Source organism: Pseudomonas sp. SWRI81, from assembly GCF_014268545.1.
GTDB classification, from domain to species: Bacteria; Pseudomonadota; Gammaproteobacteria; order Pseudomonadales; family Pseudomonadaceae; genus Aquipseudomonas; species Aquipseudomonas hamedanensis.
This window is the reverse complement of the sequence record NZ_JABWQS010000005.1, coordinates 88626-102185: the sequence shown is the minus strand read 5'-3', so window position 1 is coordinate 102185 and position 13560 is coordinate 88626. Positions and strand designations below refer to the sequence as shown.

Below are 13560 nucleotides of genomic sequence, written 5' to 3'. Positions count from 1 at the left end.
GTGTCGTGATGACAACAAACGGGTACGTAAGGCAGATGAAGTGGTTTTCGATTGTTTTGTTGTGCTGGGGGATGACTTCGGAGGCCTTTGCTTCTTCGTCCAGCACCGCCCAATGTCCAAGCGGCAATTTTGCTGATTTCGTAACAGTTTTCGCATCTGAGCCAGAGACACAGAAAGCGTTTATTGCGACTCCTGTGAAGCATGTTCACATCGTTGCGGACGGGAAAATACCGAAGGTTGTCGAACGGAGCTTGGGCTCGATTTCCGTTGATGAGTTGAAGGTGCTGCGTCCGGAAAATGCTGCCAAGTTGGGTTTCACTATTGAAACCAAGATGCCTGACAGAGTGGTCGTGCGTGATGAGGCGGGCCATTTTTTAAAGATTTTCGTCTTCAAACATGGTGATTGCTGGACTCTAAGTCGAGTGGAGGATTGGGCAATCGATTCGGTCATGGAAGAGATCACTCAGTCTGAGAAACTAACGCCCGGTGAGGTAGAACTCAAAAAAGGCGTCATATTTGACAGACTGGTCAATAAAGCGTCTGCCGAATCAGGAATCTATTTATACGCCGCGGCATTGGATAGCTATTTAGATGGTGCCCGGAAGGGTTCGGCGCGAGCAGCATTTGCTGCTGCGGGAATCAGCCTTTCTGGGCAGGCGCCACGCTTGGAGAATTCCAGAATCGTGGCGTTATTGATTCAAGCTTCAGAGCAAGTGCCGGATGCCGGCTTGACTCTCGCAGATTTTTATTGCGATGAAGGTGAATACGACGAAAGTCACGGTTGTATTAATCCCAGAGAATCAATAGCGACATTGGAGCGTGCCGCCCGCCTAGGTTCGACTAACGCACTGATTCGATTAGGTGAAGTGTACGAAGCGGGAGCCCTCGTAGCGGCTGACTTGCCACGCGCGATGGCGTGTTACCGGAATATTCAGAAAACCGATCCCAAGACGGCTACCGCTTTGGTTGAGCGCTTGGCAGCCCGAGGCGTCGTCAGCGATAACTCTATTCAATGTTTTGAAGCAGGAAGCTTTTGATGAGCACAGGACTACTTGAACAAAGGCAGCAATATCGCACTGGTTACGAGTACGGCCCTTTCAAGGGCGAGACTGACCATGATAACGATGGCAAGAAGGAAATCGACTGCTCCGGGCTTCTGTATCGAATGCTGAAGGATGCGGGGTATACGATCCCTTACCTCACAACATCAGGGTTGAATACCGACACTACTTATTTTGATGTGATCCCGCTTGCGGAAGTACAGCCTGGCGATATTGCGCTGTGGATAAACTTTCATGGACACACGGGGGTCATCGAAGACATCTCCGGGTCGCCTGTTCGAGATAGGGGAAATTTCTTCGGTTCACAGTCTTCAAACGGACCGAAATCTGCCAAATATGGGGCGGGTAGTGGTTACTGGCCAATGCCTGAAAAATTTTTACGCCCGAGGCCCCAATTCAGAGGTGCTCAGCCAGCACCAGCACCTACTCCCGTGCCGGCCCCTGTACCGGCAGGCCCCGCTCCGCTGATGAGCTTCCAATATCCATTCAGAAAAGCTGACGGTAAGCAGTTTTCTGATGCGGATGAGGTTTACAAGGCTCTCGAAAACGAGAGTGCCGGGCATTATTTGCTGGGCAGCAACAAATTCTGGCACGGTGGCATTCACATCAGCGATGCCAGCGCCCCTCAATGCATTTTGAATGAACCGATTCGCTGCATGGCCGATGGCGAGGTCGTGGCATATCGTCTCAATGAAGATTATTTGGAGTCGACATTTGGCGAGAATGAAAAAAAACTGAAGTATTCCAATTCGTTTTGTCTTGTACGCCATGAGTATAAATCCGAGCCTAATCCTGAAGATGGACCAAACAAGGGTAAGCAAAATAAGCTGAATTTTTTCAGCCTTTATATGCATTTGCTGCCTTATAAGCGTTATCCGCTGTCGGAGGAGGAAACTCCTAAGCCTAAGGTGACAATGCAGGTTGACGATTTTAAGGCCTACGATAGCTTTCCCGAAGCATCCGGCTGGCCCTCTCCAGGAAAGTTGACTAGCGGGACCAAACTTGAAGTATTGGAGGAAAAAACCACAGGGGATATTACCTATGCCAAGGGTAAGATTCTTTCCGGAAGCGTCAAGAACAACGCACAAAAAGTGCGCTTGTCAGGCAGTGTGGTCTGGTTTGCTTACCTGAAAAATAGTGAGCCATTTAAGAACTCGCAGCAAAAGCGTATATGGCGTGCCGACCCGATTCCTGAGCGTAATAAACCAAAATATTGGCAGGGGAAGGTAAAAGGTACTGCTATCAAAAAGCTGGATCTGTATCAAGAACCGGCTTCACTGCAGAATGGGCAGCCCGCAGGCCCCAGAAAAGGAACAATGCAGCTTAATCCGGGAAGCGTTGTTGAGTTTGAAAGTAAAGATGTATTGAACCTGACGGTGTCGGGAGTTACCCGACGAATGGCGAAATGCACGAAAATCAGTGGCGACCTTGCGGGCGCGGGTGAGGTGACAACTAGTTTTTGGGCATTCGTGGAGAATGAATTTGTCGCTTGGGATGTCATTCCAACAAGTTTTGATTCCGTCGAGCTCACGGGTACGGGGATCAAGGCTGGCGATCCGATTGGCTATCTTGGTCTAACGGAAAATGTGTCTGGAGAGGACGGTAGTGTTTCAAGCAAACATCAGGTTCATGTCGAGATCTTCACAGCAGAAACCCATGTAACGGACTTTTTGAAGAATAGCGCGGGATTGAAAGTCGGTAAACAATATCTTCACTTGTTAGCAGGAACAAATCTGAAAACAAATGCGCCAGCGACAGATTTGACTTCGCTCAAGAAAGCGCATGCCGTTGATCTGAACAAAGCCCGCGCCATCAAAGAAGGCGCTGAGGATTATTATCAGGTTTCCATCATCGAAGACGGCTTGCCCTTAGCCGGGCTGGTAAATAAAAAAGAAACCAAACTAATCACGCAGCACGACTGGGAAAAACTTGGCTTCACTATTGTTGAGGAAGCAAACGCAACGGCAGATGGATTTCTTGATCCGGATAGCATGCCGGAGTTCTTCAAAGAGCTATTCCTGAAGATGGATACCAATGACGATAAGGAAGTTGACCCTGCAGAGCTTGCCGTTGCATTGAAAAATGCAGAGACAAGAGCGAACTGGGCCAAGCTGATCGCCCGTCATCCTACGGAATGGAAAGAAGGAGCAGATGCTGCCAAATGGAATCGACTTGATGTAATTCTAGAAGACACTCCGAAAAGCTTGAAGCACGAAAAAGAACGAATCACTAAGTATGTGTTTTGGGAGGATCTGAAAGACAAGGCCACCATGAGTACGGCCTTGGTTTGGCATTTTCATCCTATTGAAATGCTGAGTAACTTCATGAGTCGCTCCGAATTTATAGATGTCGAGCGGTTTGTAGCCATGTATGCTGAGCAACATGCTTCGTTTCAGGCTGATGCGCCTCCGCTTTCTGCCGCGTCCAAGTCTAATTTGCGCAAGATTGCAGAGAACATTAATAAATATCTAGATAAAACCAAAGAAGTTTATACCGTCTATGAATTGTCTTATATGTTCGCAACGGCGCGTCACGAGGCTTATCAGTTTATGATTGGTGAGTATTTTAGTGCTGCTCCCGAGTATGGGCCGGTTGCCTATTTCGATAAATATGACCCTGTGCTTGCAGATAACGCAACACGCAGACAAACGGCGATAAGCAACGGTAACACGGTACAAGGGGACGGTTACAAATACCGGGGGCGTGGTCTCGTTCATTTGACTTGGAAAAATAACTATCAAAAGGCGAAAGATTATTTCGGAATTGATTTTGTCGAACATCCCGATGAGGCCGCCGGGTTTGAAAACTCCGTGCCCATCATGATATGGGGTATGAAAGAAGGTATATTTACTGGGAAAAAACTCGGCGATTATGTAAATAATAGTGCCAAGGACTATGAAGGGGCGCGAAAGGTAATCAACGGTTCTGACCAAAAAGCACTGATCGCGAGTTATGCCGTGAAATTCGAAGCGATACTGAAGGCCACATCAATTGCGCCGGAGACCAAATGAGTATGAAGATTAAATTGCACGTAGGGTTGGCTATTGTATCTTTCGTATTGGCAGATGTCGCAGTCGCCGAGCCGCATGACGTGTATTCAGCCGATGTCGACGCCCAGTCTCTTACCGTTACTTGGTCAGGTGGTAGTAAAACAATAGAAGGCGTAGTTGGCAGCCAAGGCGAAACAACTAGACAGCTGGTTGAATTTAATGGAGGTAAGGCCCTCCATTATGAAAATTTGGCGTCACGTGCTCCTTATGAAGCCTATTTTACTTTGACTAGGCATGGCGCGGAGATTCTCATCGATTGCGTTTACACAAACATTCGCAATGAGCGGAACGGCATTCTAATAAATAAGGCGGTTTGTGGCCTGGAGCGCCCGTTAGCGGACGAGTATGAGGAAGTAGTGTCTGAATTTTCAGATAAGTGGAAGAATTCAACCAACAAGGTTGCTATAAACTCATTGTTGGCGACGCCGCCTCAATCGATTGAGGTTGAAGACTCGGTTGTCGGTGAAATGAAGCTATATCGGATCTACCGCACTCCAGATGAACTCAAGTTTTCTCCCCCTGAAAGTATTGTAAAGAAAGATAGTAGTAGACACTCATTTAGCACTCACTACGTGTTCCCCGTTTATTCGCCAAAAGATTTAGTTAATCCGCTTTATCTTGATGTTTCGTCTGAAAAGCTTAACAGCTCATTCGTAAGATATGATCAGTCTGCTATGAACAAGTTGTTCTGAACGGATATTTTTCTTAATAGGAGCGCGGGCGGATCCATTGGCGGTTGGTGGCTGCTTTTTTAGGCTAAACTAAGAATAGATCTGTCTCGTTTATTCAATTCGATGCATAAATATGTTCGCCTGTTATGATCTTTATCGATTATGTAAATGGCTAGCTATTTACCTATATGATAGGGATCGCTAGCTTTTGAAGAAAACAAGATCGCCTCTTAAAGGCAGGGCTGTGAAAGTGTTAAAAGCTAAGTTTTTTATCGGTACATGTCTGCTGTTTTCAATCGGGTCTTTTTGTAATGCCGCAGATTCAAGTCTGACGGGTGACGATGGTACGGCGCTCAAGTTTTCTACTTGGGATCAAAATGCCGCTGTTTGGAAGCGTGCCACCTTTACCAAGATGAATAGCAGCTATGATTTATACGAGACTGGGGTCGAATCTTCCATTGGCGTAGGCATTAACTCTGATTCTCTTTCACCCAACAGAAAATATGCGATGGTTCAGCGGACTGTATTTGGAGAGCTAAGCAAGGGGCAAGATGTGGAGGCCACCGAGAATAACTATTGCGATATGGTTTCAATGGATACTGGTTGCGTACTTTTATCACGTCCTGCTGAAGCTTGTTCTGGAAGTTGGAAGGATGGAAATTGGTTGGCTGATGGGGGAGAGGTGATCGCGCCAAAGTTGGAAACGATTTCCCCTGGTAACTTAATGAAGTCAGTGGCGACGATAGCTAATGCATCTGCGAAAGGGCTTGCTGTAAAAGCCCAGCTATTCATGGGTCCCGACTCTTATATGAGTTGCTATCCAGCCCCTAAAAACGTCCAGGCCTTGAACGATGTTGGCTTCTATCTGGCACAAGCAGGTGATGATTCGTCCGCGCTGAAGATTTACCGGGGTATCGAAGTAGTCGGTAAGCGGACTGTGCTGATGCTGAATATCGCGGACTCTTTGTGGAATTTGAAAAAAACTTCCGAGGCTGCGCAGTATTACAAAAAATACTCTGACGCTATGATCGCGGAAGGTAAGGCCGGCAAAGTACCTGCGCGCGTTGCTGAGCGGGCAAAATAACAGCACCAGGGAAGCCGCGATGCTGGCCGGCATACGCACCACAGCCGTACGTGTTCCATTTGCCAAACGCAAAGCCTGAATGACTCAAGGATGAACACAGTGAACCGTTTTGTTTTTACCCTGCTAGCCGCGCTGCTGCTGCCAGTTTCATTGGTCTATGCGCAGGACGACTGCAACCACGTCACCTCAAGTCTGGAAATGTTGCCCTGCTCGGAGGCGGAAAAGAAATCTGCCGATGCGCAGTTGAACCTCAGCTACAAGCAATTGATGTCGCGGCTTGAGTCTGGCTATCGAGCAGATCCAGCGTTGGGCGCAGAGTTCGCAGCGAAGGTCAAAGAGTCGCAGCGTGCATGGCTGAAGTTGCGCGATGCGAACTGCCCTTTGGAGGCGTTCGAGATCGAGACGGGGATGCCGGCGCATGTATTCGCCGTCAACTCTTGCATCGCCAGAATGAGCCGCGAGCGCTCGCTGTATCTGGACAAGATCGCCCCTGCGCTTGCATCCGATAAGAGCGCTTCGATGTCCCCTGCCAGCGGCGCTTGCCCGTCGGAGGAGTTCGCTCCTTTTCTGAAAGCGTTTTCCGCCAACAGCGAATCACAACGTCGGCTCACTGCTATGACGGTCAAGTCGCTGGTGTTGAAACCGGTAGCGGGGAAGGATCGAAGTACCTTTGAGCCTTCGACCTCGGGAGTCAGTGGAGCTACTTTCAACTATCCGCTGATGGCTGCAATCACGCCCGGCAAGACACCTGGAGTCGAAATCGAAGAGGTCGATGACAGTCACGTCAATGTGGTGGATAAAAGGGCAGGCAACAGCAATGTGAAAATCTTCAACTTCTCTCGTCAGGCGTGCTGGGTGCTTGAGGGGATTGAGGATTGGTCGATCAGTGAGAAGGATCTTGTCGCAACAGAGAGCCCGGGAATGAGCCGCGCCGAGAACTTCTGTTATCAGCGTGCAGAAGCGTTGGGTGGGCTAGGGTCTCTCGAGCAATACCGGCTGACTGCGGAGTTGATTGAAGCGTCCCTGGAAAATTTTGTGTGTGCTGCAGAGTCGGGTGATGCACAGGCGAGCCTGTCGGCGGCAAGCCTTAGTCTTTCGCAAATGGCATCTCAATTGGAAACCCCTAAGGTCGAGGCGCTGTTCAAAGCTGCATCGAAAATACCGCGCGGCGCGTTGGCCTATGCCACGTTTTTTTGCATCGGAAACTCCACCGACTACAACGGTCCTTGCCTTCATCCCAAGCAGGCAGAAGAGCAGGTCATTCGCGCAATTAAGATGGGTTCAACGGAAGCGATGATTTATCTGGCTTCTACGTTCGAGGCGGGAGACTTAGGGACAAAGGATATGTCACGCGCACTGGCTTGTTATCAAATGGCGGCCGACAAAGATCCCCAAGCGATGGAGCAGTTGAAACGATTAGGCTCGCTCGGCACAGAGCCGATCAAGGCAAGTCACTGCATTTGAAGCAGGCTAATGCTTGATGCTTTTTCGCACGCACCGAGCCTGAATCAGGCAGGGTAAAACGTTTAATTTTTGAGCATCTGACACCCCCGCTTTTCCTTTAAACTCCCCACCCCCAAGGAACGCGCTCAGGACACGGAATGCCAGCCCCCTCTTCCTCGCTTCGCCCAGCATTGGTGCTTTGGCTATACGCCGCTGCGATCACGCACATCCTCGCCGGTCTTACCCTGACCTGGGCCGGTGACTCCGGCTTGCTCGATGGCTACCTGCAACTCCTCGAACTGTCGTTCTGGGGTGCCGATGCGGTACCCGCCGCCGGCCACGAACAACAGGTCTGGTGGCTCGCGCTGTTCGGCGCGACGCTGCAAAGTTATTCGCTGTACATGCTCGCGCTGGTGCACCTGGGCAATCGCTTGAAAATCCCGGCAGTGTGGGGCTGGTTGATCGCGGGAATCCTGTTATGGGCGCCGCAGGACATGTGGCTCTCGGCGCAACAGCAGGTCTGGTCGCACGTGTGGCTTGATGGTTTTGCGCTGTTGGTGTTGTTGCCGCCGCTGTTTTGGCTGTACAGACATGACCGTCAAGGGAAGGAGTGACAGCGTGAAAGTATTTTCGATTCTTCTCGGTTGCTTGATCTCTGCTTCTTCCTCCGCATTGTTTGCTGGAGAAGCCTGCAACCCAGACAGCTTTTCCAATCCGGACTTGATCATTTGCGGTCAGCAAACTTTCGAGAAAGTCGATGCTGTCTTGAATGAGCAATACAGGAAAGCGCTGACTAGTCTGGTTCCAGCGGAGCAGAACCATCTGAAAGATGTCCAGAAGCAGTGGGTGCGCTTCAAAGAGTCGTTTTGTGAAGAACTCTATCAAGCCGCTTTGCCGGGCGCTGAGGCGCCGATCGAGAAGCTCGGGTGCCTTGTGCAAACGACCAACGCCCGTTTGGGTGAATTGATTGCTCTACAAACGGGCTTACCGCTGGACGGTTTTTACAAAGCGGCGTCTGCGACTGCAGGGAAGGATCGTGAGAGAAATTTAGCGGCCTCGATTGAGCGGCTGGGAGGGGAAGAGCTCGATGATCCGCTTTGGAAGCAATACGCGGATGGGCACTGCAAAATGAGCGAGCGTTTGTTCCGTGAGAATTTTGCGAATTGCAGGGTGCGGATGCGCTTTCAGTTACCTATGAATCGTTAAAGGAGTTTTCGATTCGAAGTTTTCGCCTGCGTTTATCTCTGCTCTTCCGCTAGTACCACTGACTGCCCACAGTGAAGTTTCTAAACAACTAAGGCGGTTGCCACGTTCGGTACTTCAACGTGGTCAAGCGTTGCTTCACTAGCCTTTTACGTCCTGCTGATGAGCGACTGCGTCGGCGGTTGAGGCTCGAAGGCTGCGGAATGCTCGGACCAAGTAATCAGTGTCAGGTTATTTCTGTTTATATTCAGAAGCTTGGAAACGGCGCTACCCTCATGGCCTTTGAAGATTGCCAGTGGTTGTCCATGTCCAAGATTCGAGGTAACGGGTATCGCTATCAGATCTGGCGATCTGAGGCGCGCAAGGCTGCGGAAGATATGGCGCGTGAAAGCCAGAATCTAAAAATCCGAGGTATCGAAACTACTCAAATTCGGTATGAGCCTATTACTCCCTTTGCCATCGAAGCTGCCGAGCTTTGGGGTGATGAGGCTACGCTGTACCCGTGGCACGATGTGCATCAATGGAAACAGGCTGACCCCCGTGGCTTTGATGTCTCGCTTTGGTTCAACCACGAATTGTGTGGGTTGTGTTATGCGTCACCGCGCAAGAGCAAACTATGCATCAAGATCGTGATTCTGGAGGGCAAGCCGGAAAGATCCCATCCGTTGCGGGGCACAGTGGCTGCTTTGGCATTAACCGCGATTGAAAACTACGCTCTCTTGATTGGCTGTACAGAAATTGAAGTTCAAGAGCCGGCAGTCGGCGCTATACCCCTATACGAGAATTTAGGGTTTGGCTTTGATCCGACGGGCCGGCTTGTTATTGCGGTTGAGCGGTAATACTATCCAGTCAAATTTCGAGACCCGAGAGGTTTCCATGAAAAAGTCCAAACACGAACCCAAGCCTTTGATGGCTGCCCGGTTCCAGGCTGAAGCTCGTGAAGTCTTGGCCAAACGCACCGGTAAGCGCAGCCGCTTTCTGGATGCTGCACTGTCAAAAGGCATTCATTTTGAGCCTGTCGGTCGACTGGCCGGTTGAAGCTTTCGGAACTTTGTAAAAAGCTGCCCTCGTTGGCAGCTTTTTTATGTCTGGATTTTTACAGACATTGTTGGAAGGGGACTTAACGTCCCCTTTTTTTCATCCGCAAATCCCGCTACGGCTTCGCCGCCGCGCTCTTCACCTCAATATGATCAAGCGTCCCTTCCACCATCAATCGCACCCCATCCGCCATTCTGCTCAGGGCCGTCATCGCCTGCGACTTGGCCGACGATCTACACGGCTCTAGGCCGGTTTCGCGTTTGGGGTGGGGTTCGGTGGGCGGTTTGAAGTGATGGTCGAGGGCACGTTCGGCGGCATCGTGGAATTTCTTCGAATTTGGGGATTCGTAGGGCGAGGTTGCTTCAGTAATGAATGTTTCATCGGTCATCGGTGTAAATCCTGGGCAGTTAATTGATCTTCCCGAGTTCGGACTTGCACATCCGGCCACCGATTTTGCGGCGACAAACAGAGCCTATCGCTAGCCAGCCAACTCGCCTGGTTCACAGACAGCCCGGCAGTTGCAGGAAATTTCCCATAGGTTTGCGGGCCGGAAGGTAAAAAGATCGCAGGCTTCGCCAGCTCCTACAGGGATGTGTTTCTTCAGGTGTAGGAAAGGTGAAGGGTGAGACGCGGAGCGTCTCGGGATGCATTCCCACGCGGGAGCGTGGGAACGATCAGGGACAAAAATACTTATCGTGACTTGGCGGTCATCGTGCAGGAAATTGCCTGCATCATCTTCCACTGACAGCAGATACTGGCGTTATCGTCCGAATCCCTTACACTGCCTCGGCCGTTCATTTTCCTTTTGAGGCTGTGCGCATGAAATTTCGTTTTCTTCTGTGGATGATGGGTTTGTTGATGGCCAAGGCCAGCCGGACCAATCCGGCGTTCCAGCAGCAGTTGGGTGACAAGGATCTGGTGTTTCAGCTACAGACGCTGGACGGGAAAGTGGCACGGCATTTCGTGATCAAGGATCAGCGCATCACCAGCAAGTCCGGCGTGGTGGCGGAGCCGGCGTTTGCGATTGCGTTTAAAGATGCGGGTTATGGCTTTGCGACGATGCAGGCGAAGAACAAGCAGTTGGCGTTTATGCAGGGGATTCAGGACAAGTCGATTCAGCTTAAGGGCAACCCGGCGCTGGTGATGTGGTTTCAGGGATTGATGAAGTATTTGAAGCCGAGGAAGGCGAAAGCGTAAGAAATGGATTGACCAAGTCCAGGCATGCGTCCTGAGTGACAGCGTGCTTTGTCTCGTGAAGCCATAATTCAGGCTCGTAAAGACGCTTGAACTGTCATTTCTGTCAGGTGTTTTGCCTGCAATAGCGATGCTCTACTCAGGTTCCGGTTCCCGTACAGGGACTTCACTGACTTGATGGAGCAAGCTCATGGCACTGGCAAAAAGTTTTTCGACCCCCAAGTCCCTTGATCCGACATTTGCTCAGGGCGGCGTGTTGGCCTTACCGCTACCTGGCATCACGGGCGACGAAGCGGGGGCCGTTCTAGCGCTTCCCGATAAAAAACTCTTGGTTGCGATACCTGTCACCGGAGCGGATGCTCCGGTTGCCATTGCAAAACTGAATGAGGATGGCTCGCTGGACGCGACGTTCGGTACAGCAGGCAAAGGTTTCGTTGAAATAGCGTTGAATGGTGCTCGAATCAGTCATGTATCGGGTATCGAGGCGCTTGAGGGTGGCGATTGGCTGCTGCACCTTCAGTATTTCTCGAACACTTCAAATGACGTTGGCCTGGCACTGGTCCGCCTGAAAAATACCGGTGAACCGGACAAGTCGTTTGGCACCGAAGGCGTGCGGTTTATCTCCTATTATGGCGTTCCCCAGCCCGCCAGCACGCCGCGCGAGGCGAGTCACCCGAGCACCAGGTCCTCTCAGACTGCGCAGGCTTCGTCGCAGGCAGTGATCGTGCAGGCGGATGGCACGATGATCTTGCTCCATCCCGTGTTCAAGGATGAGTCGCCACTGCCACCAGTGGCTATGGTCATACGCCTGCTGGCGGATGGCTTGCTCGATCAATCTTTCAATCGTACCGGTTATGTCGAATTGGATATCGGCGCCATCTCGAACACCGCCAGCGGCATCGCCGTTCAAGCCGATGGCAAAGTGGTGCTCTGCGGTTCATATCGGGACGGATCGGGAGGCAACGGAATTTTTGTGGCGCGTCTGGATGCGAGTGGCACGCTGGACAATCAATTCAACAATGGCCTGGCTGTGCTGATTCCCGACGACGAGGGCGAGAACTATCTGCAATCTGTCTCGGTGCGTGAAAGCGATGGCCGGATCGTTGTTGCAGGCCAAGCCTTGCGTAACGGTGTCCGCGGTGGCCTGAGCGCCGCATTTACCGCCAGCGGTGCTGCCAATCTTGTGTTCAATGGTGGCAAACCGGTTTTTTCACCGTTGGTAAAAGGGTTGGCGTGGGCGCAATGCTCGCAACTGGGTGGTTCGATCATCGTTGTCGGTCAGGGTGAAACGGCCGTGGTGACGGCGCGTTTTCTCGCTGACGGAAAACCAGACACGGCCTTCAACGGTACGGGACATGCGCTGTTTGAAGACAGCGCTGGGGACGCCGGTGCGCGAGGTCTGGCAGTGCTGGACGACGGTCGGATCGTCGTCTGTATCGGGCTGTCGAATTTTGCTGATCCATCCATAGTGAAAGGACGGGTCGTGCGCTACCTGGCCGGCTCCGCGACTCGAAGCAACGACCCGACGTTCGGCGACGGCGGCATCCAGAGATTTCCATTTCCCGGGTTCACAGGGTACGACGTGCGGGCGCTGCTGGCGCTGCCGCAAAAAAAACTGCTGGTTGCCGTTCGCCTCTCGACGGCCGGCGCGCCTACGCAAATCGTCCGTCTGCTTGAAAACGGTGCACTCGACAGAGCCTTCGGCGGGCAGAACAGCGGCTATGTCGAGATCAGGCTGAAAGATGACTTCTTCATGAGCCGCATCCTCGGCTTTACGCCACTTAGCGATGGCGGCTGGCTGGTTGTGGCTCAGTACACCGCGGAAGGCGAAAATTACTCAGCGGGCCTGGCGCTAGTCAGACAGCGCGAGGACGGGCAACTGGAGACGTCTTTCGCAGAACAAGGTGTGCTTTACCTGGCTTACGAGGAGATGGGAGGCGGCGGACATACCGGATTGGCGGAAGAATCTCCAAGCGCTGCTGCGGCGGCTGGCACAGCAGGGACTGTCGCTCAACAAGCGGACGAAAAAATTGTCGTCGTCAGTACTGTTGAGGATGTTACCGGCCGCAGTAAAGGTATCGTTCTGAGATTCGATTCGAACGGTTTACCTGACACGACATTCAATGGCGCAGGCTTTGCTTTTGTGGAGCTTGCAGGCATTTCATCTGCGGACACCGTCGGGCAATCCGTGGCAGCCCATACCGACGGTGGAGTGGTGGTCTGCGGTAATTATTTCGCCGCGAGTGTTCATGGCGGCTACGTCATTCGGTTTGATACCACGGGCAAGATTGACACAGGTTTTGGCAACAACGGAGTGGTAGACATCGTCCATACCCAATGGATCAGCCTGGACGTTGCGAAAATAGTCGCTGACAAAATCGTTGTGGCCGGCGGTGCGGCGGTGGAGGGCGTCCCTCAGGGCTTGATTGCAGTGCTCAATTTCAGCGGCTCTTACAATCGAGTGTTCAATGGTGGGCAACCACTAATCTCTTTACCCGTCTCCCAAGGCGTCAGATGGCTGCACTGCGTGCCGCGAGCGGATGGCTCAATCATCGTCTGCGGCGGCAGTGGTGTCGGCGCACTTGACGATGATCTCAGTGCAGTCACCGCACGTTTCCTGGCGGATGGCTCCCCAGACACCTCATTCTTCGGCACGGGATTCACCGTTTTCAATGAAAACGACGGATTTGAATACCCTCACGGCATGGCCGTAATGGACGACGGGCGCATCGTGGTGGGCGGAGTGTTCGTCACGGATACGGGATATGAGAAAGGCTGGGCGATCCGTTATCTGGACGAGTCGGCATAAGCCGCGC

12 protein-coding genes are annotated in these 13560 nt (G+C 51.8%); 11 read left to right on the top strand and 1 reads right to left on the bottom strand.

The genetic code is table 11. The annotated features are described in order from the left end of the window. Positions 1–35: 35 nt before the first annotated feature. The 9 genes from HU765_RS05170 (at position 36) to HU765_RS05130 (ending at position 9550) form a co-directional block, all read left to right on the top strand. Positions 36–1037 (top strand): sel1 repeat family protein, encoded by a 1002-nt coding sequence (locus HU765_RS05170; RefSeq protein ID WP_186619278.1) that lies wholly within the window; start codon positions 36–38, stop codon positions 1035–1037. Beyond that, positions 1037–4072 carry a hypothetical protein gene (locus HU765_RS05165; protein ID WP_186619277.1) on the top strand — a complete coding sequence of 1012 codons (3036 nt, stop codon included), beginning with the start codon at positions 1037–1039 and terminating at the stop codon, positions 4070–4072. The genes HU765_RS05170 and HU765_RS05165 overlap by 1 nt, the downstream gene beginning before the upstream one ends. After that, a complete protein-coding gene (locus HU765_RS05160; protein WP_186619276.1) occupies positions 4069–4803 on the top strand; it encodes a hypothetical protein in 735 nt (244 codons plus the stop codon). Before HU765_RS05165 ends, HU765_RS05160 begins: the two co-directional genes overlap by 4 nt. A gap of 223 nt (positions 4804–5026) precedes the next feature. Next, entirely contained in the window at positions 5027–5866 is an 840-nt protein-coding gene (locus HU765_RS05155) for a tetratricopeptide repeat protein (RefSeq protein WP_186619275.1), read from the top strand. 99 nt (positions 5867–5965) lie between these two features. Beyond that, complete coding sequence (locus HU765_RS05150) at positions 5966–7330, top strand: lysozyme inhibitor LprI family protein (RefSeq protein ID WP_186619274.1); 1365 nt, start codon at positions 5966–5968, stop codon at positions 7328–7330. A gap of 137 nt (positions 7331–7467) precedes the next feature. Then, the gene (locus HU765_RS05145; RefSeq protein WP_186619273.1) at positions 7468–7923 is read left to right on the top strand and encodes a cell division protein; all 456 of its coding nucleotides are present in this window, start codon (positions 7468–7470) and stop codon (positions 7921–7923) included. 4 nt (positions 7924–7927) lie between these two features. After that, positions 7928–8515 (top strand): lysozyme inhibitor LprI family protein, encoded by a 588-nt coding sequence (locus tag HU765_RS05140; protein ID WP_346727510.1) that lies wholly within the window; start codon positions 7928–7930, stop codon positions 8513–8515. Between the two features lie 200 nt (positions 8516–8715). Beyond that, a complete protein-coding gene (locus HU765_RS05135) occupies positions 8716–9351 on the top strand; it encodes an N-acetyltransferase (RefSeq protein WP_238344648.1) in 636 nt (211 codons plus the stop codon). Positions 9352–9388: 37 nt separating this feature from the next. Beyond that, positions 9389–9550, top strand: coding sequence for a hypothetical protein (locus HU765_RS05130; protein WP_186619271.1), 162 nt, complete (start codon positions 9389–9391; stop codon positions 9548–9550). A 115-nt stretch (positions 9551–9665) separates the two neighbouring features. Here the strand turns inward: HU765_RS05130 and HU765_RS05125 are convergent, their stop codons facing one another. Further along, positions 9666–9938 (bottom strand): hypothetical protein, encoded by a 273-nt coding sequence (locus HU765_RS05125; RefSeq protein WP_186619270.1) that lies wholly within the window; start codon positions 9936–9938, stop codon positions 9666–9668. 431 nt (positions 9939–10369) lie between these two features. Here HU765_RS05125 and HU765_RS05120 point away from each other — a divergent pair, with 431 nt between their 5' ends. Together HU765_RS05120 and HU765_RS05115 are read left to right on the top strand one after the other, a co-directional pair. After that, positions 10370–10747 carry a helicase gene (locus tag HU765_RS05120; protein WP_186619269.1) on the top strand — a complete coding sequence of 126 codons (378 nt, stop codon included), beginning with the start codon at positions 10370–10372 and terminating at the stop codon, positions 10745–10747. A 187-nt stretch (positions 10748–10934) separates the two neighbouring features. Further along, positions 10935–13553: a hypothetical protein gene (locus HU765_RS05115; RefSeq protein ID WP_186619268.1), complete on the top strand. Its 2619-nt coding sequence runs from the start codon at positions 10935–10937 to the stop codon at positions 13551–13553. The last annotated feature ends 7 nt before the right edge of the window (positions 13554–13560 follow it).